General features: G+C 60.7%; 14 protein-coding genes. All 14 read right to left on the bottom strand.

Features of this window, described 5'->3' with window-relative positions; genetic code table 11:
- Window positions 1-348: 348 nt before the first annotated feature.
- The 14 genes from P0D80_RS24765 to P0D80_RS24830 all read right to left on the bottom strand — a co-directional run bounded on the left by P0D80_RS24765 (window position 349) and on the right by P0D80_RS24830 (window position 15380).
- Entirely contained in the window at window positions 349-933 is a 585-nt protein-coding gene (locus P0D80_RS24765; protein WP_408178050.1) for an NUDIX domain-containing protein, read from the bottom strand.
- Between the two features lie 42 nt (window positions 934-975).
- Window positions 976-1272 carry a DUF2818 family protein gene (locus tag P0D80_RS24770; protein ID WP_132375248.1) on the bottom strand — a complete coding sequence of 99 codons (297 nt, stop codon included), beginning with the start codon at window positions 1270-1272 and terminating at the stop codon, window positions 976-978.
- Window positions 1272-2744: an NADH-quinone oxidoreductase subunit NuoN gene (nuoN, locus tag P0D80_RS24775; protein ID WP_132375249.1), complete on the bottom strand. Its 1473-nt coding sequence runs from the start codon at window positions 2742-2744 to the stop codon at window positions 1272-1274. The genes P0D80_RS24770 and nuoN overlap by 1 nt, the downstream gene beginning before the upstream one ends.
- A gap of 23 nt (window positions 2745-2767) precedes the next feature.
- Entirely contained in the window at window positions 2768-4258 is a 1491-nt protein-coding gene (locus tag P0D80_RS24780) for an NADH-quinone oxidoreductase subunit M (protein WP_132375250.1), read from the bottom strand.
- 14 nt (window positions 4259-4272) lie between these two features.
- Window positions 4273-6345 carry an NADH-quinone oxidoreductase subunit L gene (gene nuoL, locus P0D80_RS24785; RefSeq protein ID WP_408178048.1) on the bottom strand — a complete coding sequence of 691 codons (2073 nt, stop codon included), beginning with the start codon at window positions 6343-6345 and terminating at the stop codon, window positions 4273-4275.
- Between the two features lie 17 nt (window positions 6346-6362).
- Window positions 6363-6668, bottom strand: coding sequence for an NADH-quinone oxidoreductase subunit NuoK (nuoK, locus tag P0D80_RS24790; protein ID WP_006052894.1), 306 nt, complete (start codon window positions 6666-6668; stop codon window positions 6363-6365).
- Window positions 6669-6688: 20 nt separating this feature from the next.
- Window positions 6689-7378 (bottom strand): NADH-quinone oxidoreductase subunit J, encoded by a 690-nt coding sequence (locus tag P0D80_RS24795; protein WP_028196947.1) that lies wholly within the window; start codon window positions 7376-7378, stop codon window positions 6689-6691.
- A gap of 168 nt (window positions 7379-7546) precedes the next feature.
- On the bottom strand, window positions 7547-8035 hold the full coding sequence (gene nuoI, locus P0D80_RS24800; RefSeq protein WP_012432383.1) for an NADH-quinone oxidoreductase subunit NuoI: 489 nt from the start codon (window positions 8033-8035) through the stop codon (window positions 7547-7549).
- A 15-nt stretch (window positions 8036-8050) separates the two neighbouring features.
- Window positions 8051-9115, bottom strand: coding sequence for an NADH-quinone oxidoreductase subunit NuoH (nuoH, locus tag P0D80_RS24805; protein ID WP_106280370.1), 1065 nt, complete (start codon window positions 9113-9115; stop codon window positions 8051-8053).
- A complete protein-coding gene (gene nuoG / locus P0D80_RS24810; protein ID WP_408287170.1) occupies window positions 9116-11449 on the bottom strand; it encodes an NADH-quinone oxidoreductase subunit NuoG in 2334 nt (777 codons plus the stop codon).
- A gap of 123 nt (window positions 11450-11572) precedes the next feature.
- Complete coding sequence (nuoF, locus tag P0D80_RS24815; RefSeq protein ID WP_408178046.1) at window positions 11573-12901, bottom strand: NADH-quinone oxidoreductase subunit NuoF; 1329 nt, start codon at window positions 12899-12901, stop codon at window positions 11573-11575.
- Window positions 12898-13383 carry an NADH-quinone oxidoreductase subunit NuoE gene (gene nuoE, locus P0D80_RS24820; RefSeq protein ID WP_106280364.1) on the bottom strand — a complete coding sequence of 162 codons (486 nt, stop codon included), beginning with the start codon at window positions 13381-13383 and terminating at the stop codon, window positions 12898-12900. Before nuoE ends, nuoF begins: the two co-directional genes overlap by 4 nt.
- 131 nt (window positions 13384-13514) lie before the next feature.
- The gene (locus P0D80_RS24825) at window positions 13515-14768 is read right to left on the bottom strand and encodes an NADH-quinone oxidoreductase subunit D (protein ID WP_408178045.1); all 1254 of its coding nucleotides are present in this window, start codon (window positions 14766-14768) and stop codon (window positions 13515-13517) included.
- A 9-nt stretch (window positions 14769-14777) separates the two neighbouring features.
- Window positions 14778-15380 (bottom strand): NADH-quinone oxidoreductase subunit C, encoded by a 603-nt coding sequence (locus P0D80_RS24830; RefSeq protein ID WP_132375255.1) that lies wholly within the window; start codon window positions 15378-15380, stop codon window positions 14778-14780.
- Window positions 15381-15400: the final 20 nt, after the last annotated feature.

Here is a 15400-nt window from a genome sequence, read left to right on the forward strand (position 1 = left end):
CCCACCAACCAAAAAATTGCCAAAATTTTTCCCGGGGGGCCACCGGTTGCAAACGTAACACCGGGCCCGCCACTCGAAAGAATCGAGAGTCCCCACAACTTCGCTATCCGAAATAAACAAATCGTGGTGCCCGCTCTCAAAGGTCGATACTAGAGCGACAGCGGCTGTGCGACGAGTCCGCCGGATGGCATAAGACAAAGGACACATTTCAAGGCACCGGCAAACACACTCGCGGTTGCAGAGATTTCGCAACCTGCAATGACAAAGCCCCTGCCGGTCTTAGACCGGCAGGGGCTTTTCTCAGACTTCCGAAGCGGCGCGCAGCGCGCAGCTTCTTCGCTACCGACGTTATTCCGGTTCCGCCAACGGCCACGCACCCGACAACACCTTCTCCAGCCAGAATGTGCCAATCACCGTCTTCACATCAGTAACCTTGCCCGTGCGCACCCACTCGGACATCTCAGGCACTGTCGCCGTGAACAGTTCGAGAAATTCGCCTTCGTCGAGCTTGCGCTCACCGGCGGTCAAACCGCGCGCGAGGTAGATGTCGATGAATTCGGTCGAATAGGAAATGATCGGGTGAATGCGCGTCAGATAAACGTACTCGCGCGCGGTATAACCCGTCTCTTCCCGCAACTCACGTTTCGCGCAGGCCAACGCGCCTTCGTTCGGATCGAGCTTGCCGGCCGGATACTCGACCATGACCTTGCCCATCGGATAGCGATACTGGCTTTCCAGCAGCACGCGGCCGTCGTCGAATAATGGAATCACCATCACGGCGCCGGAATGCTGAACATATTCGCGCGTGGCGTGCTTGCCGTCCGGCAGACGAACGGTGTCGCACTTGAGCGTCAGAAACGGCCCTTGATGGATCGTTTTGCTCTCGAGACAGGTCTCGGTAAGCGCGGCGTCGTGATCGGGAAGTTCAGCCATATGCGGACCTTGGGGACATGGTGCGCCGACGGCGAGACGCCGTCAGCGGCGTTTGACGAGATACTGGAAGGTGAAGCCAGGGAACGCGAACACCACGAAGAGCGCGAACGTGATGGCGTAGAACTGCCAACCCTGTTCGAAGCGGTTACCCGCGCGCGCTTCCAGCAGAAAACCGAGTGCGCCGATCACGAAGTACAGCACGATCAATTCGGCAATCCGGATCCAGGCGCTTTTCTTCACCGCTTTCAACGGCACAGCGGCGAAGAGGCGTTGATTCAGGAACGGCAGGTTGGCGCCGACCAGCGCCAACAGCACGATAAACCAACCCGCTGCCGACATCAGAGCAGCAGCGTGTGCTGGATAGCCTGCAGGCAGGCCTTCAACAGCGGATCCGGCACGATACCGAGCACCAGCACGGCCACACCGTTGAACGCGAGCAAAGCACGCGTGCTGGTGTCGGCGAGGATGGGCGACTTGTCTTGCGGATCGTCGAAATACATCAGCTTGACGATACGCAGGTAGTAGAACGCGCCGAACAACGAGGTGATCACGGCCAGCACCGTCAGCCAGGTCAAACCGGCATTCATGGTGGCCTGCAGCACCGCGAGCTTCGCGTAGAAGCCGACCGCGGGCGGAATGCCGGCGAGCGAGAACATCATGATCATCATCACGAACGCGAACACCGGGCTGCGTTGATTCAGGCCCTTGAAGTCCTCGAGCGTGTCCGCTTCGAAATCGCGGCGCGCCAGCAGCATGATGACGCCGAACGTGCCCATCGTCGTGATCAGGTAGACGATGCTGTAGTACATGGCCGAGCCGTACGCGTTGGCCGCACCCGTGGTCTTGTGATCAACCACGCCGGCCAGCAGACCCAGCAGCACGAAACCCATGTTCGAGATCGCCGAGTACGCGAGCATCCGCTTGACGTTGCGTTGCACGATACCGGTGATGTTGCCGACGATCAGCGACAGCGCCGCGAGGATCACCAGCATTTCCTGCCATTCGACCGCGAGCGGCAGCAGACCCATCACGAGAAAGCGCAGACCCCAGGCAAACGCGGCAACCTTCGGACCGCCGCCGACCAGCAGAGTCATTGCCGTCGGTGCGCCTTGATAGACATCGGGCACCCACATGTGGAACGGCACCGCGCCCATCTTGAACGCCACGCCCGCCACGATGAAGATCACGCCGAACAGCAGCACGCTCGGGTCGTAGTGGCTCGTGCCGATCGCCTTGAACACTTCGTTCAGGTCGAGCGAACCGGTCGCACCGTACAACATGGAAATGCCGTACAACAGGAAGCCGGAAGCCAGCGCGCCGAGCACGTAGTACTTCATGGCCGCTTCGTTCGACGGCGCCGCGTCACGACGCAAGGCAATCACACCGTACAGCGACAGCGACATCAGTTCCAGGCCGAGATACAGCGTCAGAAAGTTGTTGCCCGAGATCATGACGAGCTGGCCGAGCAACGAGAACATGCCCAGCAGGAAGAACTCGCCGCGGAACAGCCCGCGATCTTCGAGGTAACGTCGCGAATAGACGATCGACACCGCGTAGCCGAGCGTCACCACCGCTTTCATCACGTTGGCGAACGAGTCCACCACGTACATGTGGCCGAAGTAGTAGCGCACTTGCGGGTCGAACGCGTTCATTGCGAACCAGACGCCGGCGACCAGCGACGAGAAGAACGCGATGAAGTACGTGGTACGGCGACCGGCCTGGCCGACGAACGTGTCGTTGAGCCACGCGACGACAACCGCGAGCATCAGCAGCGCGTCGGGCAACAGAGCAGTCATAGGGGCGTTTTGCATGGTCTTTAATTCCTCGCTCGGCGTTACTGAGGCAACGGCAGCTTTGACTGCGCAACGTGGGCGAGGAGGTTTTCCACGGATACGTGCATCACATCGGTAAAGGGCTTCGGATACAGGCCCATGAACAGCGTCAGTGCGGCAAGCACTGCCAGCATGAAAAATTCGCGACGGTTGATGTCGAGCAGGCCCTTCACGTGATCGTTGGCGATCGCGCCGAAGTACACGCGCTTGTACATCCACAGCGTGTAGGCCGCGCCGAGAATCAGCGTGACTGCCGCGCCGCCCGCGATCCAGAAGTTGTACTGGACGGCAGCCAGGATCACCATGAACTCACCGACGAAACCGGAGGTGCCCGGCAGGCCGCAATTCGCCATGGAGAACAGCATGACGAACGCCGCGAACTTCGGCATCACGTTGACGACACCGCCGTAATCGGAGATCTGACGCGAATGCATACGGTCGTACAGCACGCCGATGCTCAGGAACATCGCGCCCGACACGAAGCCGTGCGAGATCATCTGCACGATCCCACCTTCCACGCCGAGCTGGTTGAAGATGAAGAAGCCGAGCGTCACGAAACCCATGTGCGCGATCGACGAATACGCGACCAGCTTCTTCATGTCCGTCTGCACCATCGCGACCAGGCCGATGTAGATCACCGCGATCAGCGACAGCGTGACGACGACCGGCGCCAGAAAGTGGCTGGCGTCCGGCGTGATCGGCAAGGAAAAGCGCAGGAAACCGTATGCGCCCAGCTTCAGCATGATCGCGGCCAGCACGACTGAGCCGCCGGTCGGCGCTTCCACGTGGGCGTCAGGCAACCACGTGTGAACCGGCCACATCGGCACCTTCACGGCGAAGGCCAGGAAGAACGCTATGAATAGCAGCACCTGTGGCGTCATGGCGATCTGCGCATGCTGCCACGTGGCGAGGTCGAACGTGCCGGTCTCGACGTACAGGTACAGCAACGCGACCAGCATCAGCAGCGAGCCCATCAGCGTGTACAGGAAGAACTTGAACGCCGCGTACACGCGGTTCGCCCCACCCCACACGCCGATGATGATGTACATCGGAATCAGCGTCGCTTCGAAGAACACGTAGAACAGCATGCCGTCGGCCGCGCTGAACACGCCGACCATGATGCCCGACAGGATCAGGAACGCGGCCAGGTACTGACCCACGTTCCTGGTGATCACTTCCCACGCGGCGATCACGACGATCACCGTGATCAATGCGGTCAACACGACGAACCACATCGAGATGCCGTCGACACCCAGGTGATACGTGATATTGAAGCGCTCGATCCAGTTCGCCTTTTCGACGAACTGCAGATCGGCGGTGCTCGAATCAAAACCGGTAATCAGCGGGATCGTCACGAGGAAGCTGACGACCGAACCGATCAGCGCAATCCAGCGCGCGGGAGCCGGGTTCTGGTCGGAACCGATGGCCAGGACCAGGAGGCCGACGAGGATCGGCAACCAGATCGCAATACTGAGAATCGGATAAGCGTGCATTAGTGTCCCTCGCCTTATTTGCCGCCGAGCGTTACAAACAGGGTCAGGAGCCCCAACATGCCGATAATCATGGCAAACGCGTAGTGGTAGATGTAGCCGGATTGGAGGAAGCGGATCACGCCGGCGAACCAGCCGATAAAGCGTGCGCTGCCGTTGACGATGCCGTCGATCACCACGACGTCGCCTTCCTTCCAGAGACCACGGCCAATTGCCACGGCGCCCCGCGCAAACACGACTTCGTTGATCTTGTCCATGTAGTACTTGTTATCGAGCAGCGTGTAGATCGGACCGAACGCGCGCTTGATGACAGCGGGCAGATCCGGACGAACCAGGTACAGGAACCACGCGACCACCACACCCGCGAGCGCCAGCCAGACCGGCAGACCCGCGACCGAGTGCAGACCCATCGCCGCCCAGCCCTGGAACTCTTCGGCCATCTCATGCAGCGCCGGATGGTTTTCGCCGATGAAGATCACCTTGTCGAACGCCACGCCGTGCTGGAAGAAGTCGCCGAACAGCATCGGGCCGATGGCGATCGCACCGATCACCACCGAGGGGATCGCCAGCAGCACCAGCGGCAGCCACACCACCCACGGCGTTTCGTGCGGCTCGTGAGCGTGGTCGTCGTGACCATGGCCGTGACCATGCGAATCGTGGCCGTGCGCGTCATGTGCATGCGCTGCGGCTTCGATGCCCATCGGCGATTCCGGATGCTTCGGATCGCGGAAGCGCTCCTTGCCGTGGAACACCATGAAGTACATACGGAACGAATACAGCGCGGTCACGAAGACGCTCGCCACCACGGCGAAGTACGCGAAGCCCGAGCCCGGCAGATGCGACAGCTTCACTGCGTCGATGATCGAGTCTTTCGAGTAGAAGCCCGAGAAGAACGGCGTACCGATCAGCGCCAGCGAACCGACCAGCGACGTGATCCACGTAATCGGCATGTACTTGCGCAGGCCGCCCATGTTGCGCATGTCCTGATCGTGGTGCATGCCGATGATCACCGAACCCGCACCGAGGAACAGCAGCGCCTTGAAGAACGCGTGCGTCATCAGGTGGAAGATGGCAACCGGGTATGCCGACACGCCCAGTGCAACCGTCATGTAACCGAGCTGCGACAACGTCGAGTAAGCCACCACGCGTTTGATGTCGTTCTGGACGATCCCGAGAAAGCCCATGAACAACGCTGTAATCGCACCAATTACGGTAATGAACGACAGCGCGCTATCCGACAACTCGAACAGCGGCGACATGCGCGCCACCATGAAGATACCGGCCGTCACCATGGTTGCCGCGTGAATCAGTGCGGAGATCGGGGTCGGGCCTTCCATCGAATCCGGCAGCCAGACGTGCAGAGGGAACTGCGCCGACTTACCCATCGCGCCGATGAAGAGGCAGATGCAGGCGACCGTCAGCAGACCCCAGTCCGTGCCCGGAAAGCTCAATGCCGCGAGTTCGGTGCGCTTCGCGAAAACGTCGCCGTAGTTCATCGAACCGGCGAAAGCGAACAGCAGGCCGATGCCGAGCAGGAACCCGAAGTCGCCGATGCGGTTCACGATGAACGCCTTCATGTTCGCGTAGATCGCGCTCTCACGCGTGAAGTAGAAGCCGATCAGCAGGTACGACACCAGACCCACCGCTTCCCAGCCGAAGAACAGCTGCAGGAAGTTGTTGCTCATCACGAGCATCAGCATCGAGAACGTGAACAGCGCGATGTACGAGAAGAAGCGCTGGTAGCCGTCGTCGTCGGCCATGTAGCCGATCGTGTAGATGTGCACCATGAGCGACACGAAGGTCACCACGCACATCATCATCGCCGTCAGCGAGTCGACCAGGAAGCCGATCTCGAACTTCGTCTTGCCGATCGACATCCATTCGTAGACGGTCGCGTTGAAGCTCGCGCCGTCCATCACCTGGAAGTAGACGATTGACGAGAGGATGAACGCGATCGCGACGCCGAGGATCGTAACCGTGTGTGCACCGGCTCGCCCTACCGCTTTCCCGAACAGCCCCGCAATCAGGGAGCCAGCCAGCGGTGCCAGCGGGATCGCCAGCAGCAGGTTTTCATTGAGTGTCGTTGACATAACCGCTTTACCTGAAATTAACCTTTGAGCTGATCGAGGTCCTCGACATTGATCGTGTCGAGGCTACGGAACAGGGTCACCAGAATTGCGAGTCCGATCGCCGCTTCGGCTGCCGCAACCGTCAGCACGAAGAAGACGAAGATCTGACCATGCACGTCCCCGAGGTAATGCGAGAACGCGACGAAATTGGTGTTCACCGCCAGCAGCATCAGTTCGATCGCCATCAGGATGATGATGACGTTGCGACGGTTCAGGAAAATGCCGACGATGCTGATCGCAAACAGGATCGCGCCGAGGACAAGGTAATGGGCAAGGGTCAACATGATTTCTATCTCCTGTCCGCTCAGCTGTTCTTAGCCGGTGCCGAGTCGGCCGCTGCTGCTGCCGCTGCTGCGGCTTCTTCCGCCGCGACGGTTGCCGCGGTCTTTTCCGACGCCATCTTCACGACGCGCACACGGTCCTGGGCACGTACCTTGACCTGCTCGCTGACGTTCTGACGTTTGCTGTCTTTCTTGTGGCTCGTGGTCAGCGCAATCGCCGCGATGATCGCCACCAGCAGCACCAGACCGGCCACTTCGAACGCAAAGATGTAGTCGGTGTAGATGACCTTGCCGATCAGGCGCGTATTCGACCAGTCGCCCATGCCGTTCGCGGCGGCGGTGGTGTCGCGCAGCGCCGTGGCGGTCGCGCCGTAACCGTGCCAGAGAATCAGTGCGGTTTCGATCACGATGATCGCGCCCACCAGGGTGGCCATTGGCACGAAGCGTTTGAAGTCTTTGCGCAGCACGTCGATGTTGATGTCCAGCATCATCACGACGAACAGGAACAGCACCATCACCGCGCCGACGTAGACCAGCACCAGCAGGATCGCAAGGAACTCGGCCTGCAGCAGCATCCAGATCGCGGCTGCGTTGAAGAACGCCAGCACCAGAAACAGTGCGGACGACACCGGGTTGCGCGAGGTGATCACCTTCAGCCCTGAAACGACCAGGAGCAGCGCGAAGATGTAGAACAGTACGGTCGTGAATTCCATGATTACCGGTTCATCGTTAGGCCATCGTCAGGCATTGTTCTTTGGCACTTGTGGCTGGCATAACGCCAGAACAGCCGCACAGGTGCGCCGTGCCGCGGCGTTCAGGCCGCGGCGCCCGGCCCGACAACAGGCCGTGATTGCTGCATTTACTGCTTTAACTGAAGCGCTTCAACGATACGGTGCGTCGGCTGCCTTGTTCGCGGCGATCTCCGCTTCATAGCGATCGCCCACGGCCAGCAGCATGTCTTTCGTGAAGTACAGGTCGCCACGCTTCTCGCCGTGATACTCGAGAATGTGCGTTTCGACGATCGAATCGACCGGGCAGCTCTCTTCGCAGAAACCGCAGAAGATGCACTTGGTCAGGTCGATGTCATAGCGCGTCGTGCGGCGGGTGTTGTCCGCGCGCGTTTCCGACTCGATGGTGATGGCGAGCGCCGGGCACACTGCTTCGCACAGCTTGCAGGCGATGCAGCGCTCTTCGCCGTTTTCATAGCGGCGCAGCGCGTGCAGCCCGCGGAAACGCGGCGAGATCGGGGTCTTCTCTTCCGGGAATTGCACGGTCACCTTGCGCTGGAACGTATAACGTCCGGTCAGCGCGAGGCCTTTGAGCAGTTCCGTGAGGAAGAAGGTCTTGAAAAAGTTTTGGATTGCGGTCATGGGTTCATCCGCCCTTTATTTCCAGATGTTCAACGGCGACATGATCCAGAAGCCGACCACCACCAGCCACACCACGCAGACCGGAATGAAGATCTTCCAGCCCAGACGCATGATCTGGTCATAGCGATAGCGCGGGAATGTGGCACGCGCCCAGATGAACACCGACAACAGGAAGAAAACCTTGGCGACGAGCCATACGATGCCCGGGACGAACGACAGGAAGCCGAACGGTGCGCTCCAGCCGCCGAGGAACAGTGTTGCAGCCAATGCCGAGATCACGATCATGTTGATGTACTCGGCGAGGAAGAACAGCGCGAACGCCATACCCGAGTAATCGATCATGTGGCCCGCGACGATTTCCGACTCCCCTTCCACCACGTCAAACGGGTGACGGTTCGTTTCGGCGATGCCCGAGATGAAGTACACGACGAACATCGGCAGCAGCGGAAGCCAGTTCCACGACAGGAAGTTCAAGCCGTACGACGCGAAGATGCCATGTTCCTGCGAAGCGACGATGCCCGACAGGTTCAGCGTGCCAGCGGTCATCAGCACGACCACGAGCGCGAAGCCCATCGAGATTTCGTACGAGACCATCTGCGCCGCGGCGCGCATCGCGCCGAGGAACGCATACTTCGAGTTCGACGCCCAACCCGCCAGAATCACGCCGTACACGCCGATCGACGAGATCGCCATCGCGTACAGCAGACCGGCGTTGATGTCGCCGAGCACCGCGCCCGCCTGGAACGGAATCACCGCCCAGACCGCGAAGGCCGGCACCACCACCATGATCGGCGCGATCAGGTAGATCCAGCGGCTCGCCTGCGCCGGCTGAATCACTTCTTTCAGCAACAGCTTCAGCACGTCGGCGATCGGCTGCAAGAGACCTGCGGGGCCGACGCGGTTCGGGCCGAGACGCACGTGCATCCAGCCGATCAGCTTACGCTCCCACAGAATCAGGTAAGCCACGCACAGCAGGATCACGACGGCCACCACCAGGATGCGCACCAGTGCCCACACCGTGGGCCATGCCACACCGAGAAGCTGGGTGCCGCCCGAGTTGATCGTATCGAACAAGCTCATTTACGCCTTCTCCACCACCAGTTCACCGAACAGGCTGCCCAGCGCTGCACCGGCAGGCGTAGCCGCCGATACGCGGACGACCGTCTCCGCAAGATTTGCGTCGCGCACGGCCGGCAACTGCACCGATTGCTCGCCCTGGCGCACGCGCACCGCGTCGCCTTCCTTCAAACCCAGTTTGTCGAACAGCCCAGCCGGCAGACCGACCGAGTTCGCTGCACGTGCCGCTGCGGTCAGATGCAACGACTCAGCGCGACGCACCAGCGCGTCGGCGTGGTAGATCGGCACGTTCGCAATACGCTCGAATTTGCCTTCCGACGCTTTCTCCGCCTTGCCGCGCGCAACCGCGACGCCCGTCTTGTTCGACAGACGCGAGGTCAGTTCGCCGTCGCCGAGGGCGGCCGTGCGCACTTCTTCCGAGGTGTCGAATTCGAAACCGGGCACGCCCAGCAGGCTACCCAACACACGCAATACCTTCCATGCCGGACGCGTATCGCCGAGCGGACGCACGACGCCGTTGAACGTCTGCACCGTGCCTTCGGCGTTGACGAACGTGCCGGCCGTTTCCGTGTACGGAGCGATCGGCAGCAGCACGTCGGCGTATTCCGCGCCGGTCTGGAACGGCGACATCACGACGACCATTTCAGCCTGCTTCAACGCGGCCAAAGCCAGCGCCGGATTGGCCGTGTCGAACTCCGGTTCGACGTTCAGCAGCACATAACCCTTGCGCGGTTGCTCGAACACTTCGCGAGCGTTCAGACCACCCTCGCCCGGCAACGCATTCACGAGATGCGCGCCAACCGTGTTGGCCGCTTCCGTGAGGAAGCCCAGCGTCGCGCCGGTCGCGTCCGCAATCCATTGCGCCGCGGCGTGAATGACCGCGAAGTCCGGATGACGGACCGCGCTGTTGCCCAGCAACACGAGGCGACGTTCGCCCGTGGCAAGCGACTTCGCGACTCGCTTGTTGGCGTCCGTCGGCTGCGTGCCGGCGAAAGCTTCCGGCAGCGCCACGCCGTTGGCTTCCGACACTGCGCCGGCGATGCCAGCCAGCGCTTCCAGCCATGCCGACGGCGCTGCTACAACGCGCTCCGCTTGCGGGATCAGCGCGTCGTCGCTGGTGGACTGCACGAGCGTGAGCTTCGCGCCGCCCTTCGCAGCCTGACGCAGACGCGCGGCGAACAACGGATGATCACGGCGCAGATCCGAGCCAATCACGAGTGCGGCGTCGACGTTCGACAGATCGGCGATAGCGGCGCCGAGCCACGGCGTACCGTTGACCGGTGCGGAGAAATCCGACTGACGCAGACGGAAGTCGACGTTGGGCGTGCCGACCGCTTGCGCCAGTTGCTTCAAGAGGAACAGTTCTTCAACCGTGCTGTGGGCGCTGCCGAGTGCGGCCAGCGCGTTCGCGCCGTGGTCGCCCTTGATGCCCTTCAAACCCTTCACCACATATTCGAGCGCGGTTTGCCAGTCGGTCTCGACCCACTTGCCGCCTTGCTTGAGCATCGGCTGAGTCAGGCGCTCGGGGCTGTTCAAGCCTTCGTACGAGAAGCGGTCCTTGTCCGAAATCCAGCATTCGTTGATGGATTCGTTTTCGAACGGCAGAACGCGCATCACGCGATTGTTCTTCACTTGCACCACGAGGTTCGCGCCGACGGAATCGTGCGGGCTCACCGACTTGCGGCGCGACAGCTCCCACGTACGGGCGCTGTACCGGAACGGCTTGCTGGTCAGTGCGCCGACCGGGCACAGATCGATCATGTTGCCCGACAGTTCCGAATCCACCGTCTTGCCGACGAACGACGTGATTTCCGAATGCTCGCCGCGGCCCAGCATGCCGAGCTCCATCACGCCGGCCACTTCCTGGCCGAAGCGGACGCAACGCGTGCAGTGGATGCAACGCGACATTTCTTCCATGGAGATCAGCGGGCCGACGTTCTTGTGGAACACCACGCGCTTTTCTTCGCTGTAGCGCGATGCCGACTTGCCGTAACCCACGGCCAGATCCTGCAACTGGCACTCGCCGCCCTGGTCGCAGATTGGGCAATCCAGCGGGTGGTTGATCAGCAGGAATTCCATCACGGCTTGCTGGCCCTTCACCGCCTTATCCGACTTGGTGCGCACGATCATGCCGGCCGATACCGGCGTGGCGCATGCGGGCACCGCCTTCGGCATCTTTTCGACATCGACCAGACACATCCGGCAGTTGGCCGCAATCGACAGCTTCTTGTGATAGCAGAAGTGAGGAATGTATGTGTCGACCTTATGCGCAGCCTGGATCACCATGCTGCCTTCGGGCACCTCGACTTTCTTGCCGTCTATTTCAAGTTCAACCATGATGGTCAATCTTCCTTAACCTGTTACCGCTCAATCGTTCGCCTGTTCAGCGCCTGTTTCAGGCGATGAACCCCGCGGATGGCATGTTCTTCTGCGTGCTTATCTGCTTCTTTATCCGCAGACTCAAGCCGCTACGGTTTCCGACGCCGCTGCTGCGCCGGCATGACCGCCGACGAGGCAATGCTTGTGGGCGACGTGGTATTCGAATTCGTCCCAGTAGTGCTTGAGCATGCCGCGAACCGGCATGGCCGCTGCATCGCCGAGCGCGCAAATCGTGCGGCCCATGATGTTTTCAGCAACCGAGTTCAGCAGATCCAGGTCTTCCGGACGGCCCAACCCATGCTCGATACGATGCACGACGCGGTACAGCCAGCCCGTGCCTTCGCGGCAAGGCGTGCATTGACCACACGATTCTTCGTAATAGAAATACGACAGACGCAACAACGAGCGCACCATGCAGCGCGTCTCGTCCATGACGATGACCGCGCCCGAACCGAGCATCGAGCCAGCCTTGGCGATCGAGTCGTAGTCCATGTCGGTCTGCATCATGACGTCGCCCGGAATCACCGGTGCCGACGAGCCGCCAGGAATCACGGCCTTGATCTTCTTGCCGCCGCGCATGCCGCCGGCGAGTTCCATCAACGTGGCAAATGGCGTGCCGAGCGGAACTTCATAATTGCCCGGACGCTCGACGTCGCCTGCGACGGAGAAAATCTTCGTGCCGCCGTTATTTGGCTTGCCGATCTCGAGGTAATTCTGCGGACCGATCGCGAGCAGGAACGGCACTGCGGCGAACGTCTCGGTGTTGTTGATCGTGGTCGGCTTGCCATACACGCCGAAGCTCGCCGGGAACGGCGGCTTGAAGCGCGGCTGGCCTTTCTTGCCTTCCAGCGATTCGAGCAGCGCGGTTTCTTCGCCGCAGATATAGGCGCCGTAACCGTGGTGCGCATGCAGTTCGAACGAGAAGCCCGAGCCCATGATATTTTCGCCGAGGAACCCGGCGCGGCGAGCTTCGTCCAACGCTTGTTCAAAGCGTTTGTAGACTTCCCAGATTTCGCCGTGGATATAGTTGTAGCCAACCGTGATGCCCATCGCGTACGCGCCGATGGCCATGCCTTCGATCAGCGAATGCGGATTGAAGCGCAGGATGTCGCGGTCTTTGAACGTGCCCGGTTCGCCTTCGTCCGAATTGCAGACGAGGTACTTCTGGCCGGGGAACTGACGCGGCATGAAGCTCCACTTCAGGCCGGTCGGGAAGCCCGCACCGCCACGGCCACGCAGACCCGACGCCTTGACGTCGGCGATCACCTGCTCGGGCGGAATCTTCTCTTCCAGAATACGGCGCAGCTGGGCGTAACCGCCGCGCGCCACATAATCTTCGAGATGCCAGTTGTCGCCGTTCAGGCCGGCGAGAATCAGCGGTTTGATGTGACGATCGTGTAAAGACGTCATTTCGAAAGTTCCTCGAGCAGCTGGTCGATCTTCGCGCGGCTCATGAAGCTGCACATGCGATGGTTGTTCACCAGCATCACCGGCGCGTCGCCGCACGAACCCATGCACTCACCTTCTTTCAGGGTGAATTTGCCGTCGGGCGTGGTTTCGCCGAAGTCGATGCCGAGCTTCTGCTTCAGATATTCAGCGGCGCTGTCCGAGCCGCCGTCCGGGCCGAGCTGGCACGGCAGGTTGGTGCAGAGCGTGATCTTGTATTTGCCGACCGGCGAGGTCTCGTACATCGTGTAGAAGGTAGCCACCTCCTGCACGGCGACTGCCGGCATGCCGAGATAGTCCGCGACGAACTGCATGAGTTCGGGCGTCAGCCAGCCATGCTCTTCCTGAGCAGTAGCCAACGCCGACATCACGGCGGACTGTTTCTGATCGGCGGGATACTTCGCGATCGCGCGATCGATTTCTTTCAGGCCTTCAGCTGAGATCATTTTCAGACACGACTCTTTCAATTCCTACCGAACGAAAACCTGTCGCGCGCTGCATGATGCGACAGACCCGGCGTTCCTTTGCTTGACGCGCGCTTCGGTGCAATCTGAAGGCGCGCTCTGATGAATACGTCCTAGCGATCCACTTCGCCGAACACGATGTCCTGCGTGCCGATGATCGTCACGGCGTCGGCGATCATGTGACCGCGCGCCATTTCGTCGAGCGTGGACAGGTGTGCGTAGCCCGGTGCGCGGATCTTCAGGCGATACGGCTTGTTGGCGCCGTCGGAAATCAGATAGATGCCGAACTCGCCCTTCGGATGCTCGACCGCGGCATACGCCTCGCCTTCCGGCACGTGGAAGCCTTCCGTGAAGAGCTTGAAGTGGTGAATCAGCTCTTCCATGTTCGACTTCATGCCCACGCGCGACGGCGGCGCAACCTTGTGATTGTCGACCATCACAGGGCCGGGATTCTTGCGCAGCCACTCAATGCACTGTTTCACGATCCGTGTGGACTGGCGCATTTCTTCGACACGCACCAGATAGCGGTCATAGCAATCGCCATTCACGCCGACCGGAATGTCGAAATCGAGCTTGTCGTAGACTTCGTACGGCTGCTTCTTGCGCAGATCCCATTCGATGCCCGAGCCACGCAGCATCGCACCGGTCATGCCGAGATTCAGCGCACGTTCCGGGCTGACCACACCGATACCGACCAGGCGTTGCTTCCAGATCCGGTTGTCGGTGAGCAGCGTTTCGTATTCGTCGACGCACTTCGGGAAACGCGTGAAGAAATCGTCGATGAAGTCGAGCAACGAGCCCTGGCGGTTCTCATTCATCCTCGACAATGCCTTCGCATTGCGAATTTTCGACGCCTTGTATTGCGGCATTGCGTCAGGCAGATCGCGATAGACGCCGCCCGGACGATAGTAAGCCGCGTGCATCCGTGCGCCGGACACCGCTTCGTACACGTCCATCAAATCTTCGCGTTCACGGAACGCGTACAGAAACACCGCCATGGCGCCGACGTCGAGCGCGTGCGCGCCGATCCACATCAGGTGGTTCAGCACACGCGTGACTTCGTCGAACATTACGCGAATGTATTGCGCGCGTACCGGCACCTCGATGCCGAGCAGCTTTTCGATCGCCATCACGTAGCCGTGCTCGTTGACCATCATCGACACGTAGTCGAGACGGTCCATGTACGGCACCGACTGGATGTATGTTTTGGTTTCGGCGAGCTTTTCAGTCGCACGATGCAGCAGGCCGATGTGCGGATCGGCGCGCTGGATGACTTCGCCGTCGAGTTCGAGCACGAGGCGCAGCACACCGTGCGCTGCCGGGTGCTGAGGGCCGAAGTTGAGCGTGTAGTTCTTGATCTCTGCCATGGCGTTCTCTTAGTGTTTCAGACCGCCATAGCGATCTTCGCGGATCACGCGCGGCGTGATTTCCCGCGGCTCGATCGTCACAGGCTGATAGACGACGCGCTTCTCTTCCGGGTCGTAACGCATTTCGACGTAGCCGGAGACAGGGAAATCTTTACGGAACGGGTGACCAATGAAACCGTAGTCGGTCAGGATGCGGCGCAGGTCCGGGTGGCCTTCGAAGACGATGCCGTACAGGTCGAATGCTTCGCGCTCGTACCAGTTGACCGAATTCCAGATTTCGACCACAGACGGCAGGATCGGCACTTCGTCGTCCGGTGCGAACACGCGCAGACGCAGACGCCAGTTGTTCTGCACCGACAACAAATGCAGAACGGCCGCGAAACGCGGACCGTCGTAAGCGCCGTCGGCGTAGGTCTGATAGTCGACGCCGCACAGATCCACGCATTGCTCGAAACCGAGCGAGCGATCGTCGCGCAAACGGGTTGCCACGTTGAGGTAGTCGCCGGCTTTCACGACGATCGTCAACTCACCGATTGCTTCGGTGATGTTCAGCAGGAGGCCGCCAAAGGCCGCCTCGAGGTTCGCTTTCAGGGTCTCGAGTTTGCTTGCCATATTGTGGGGGAGGCGTTGGC

Origin of the sequence: Paraburkholderia sp. RL17-373-BIF-A (genome assembly GCF_046030175.1) — a bacterium.
Lineage (GTDB): Bacteria > Pseudomonadota > Gammaproteobacteria > Burkholderiales > Burkholderiaceae > Paraburkholderia.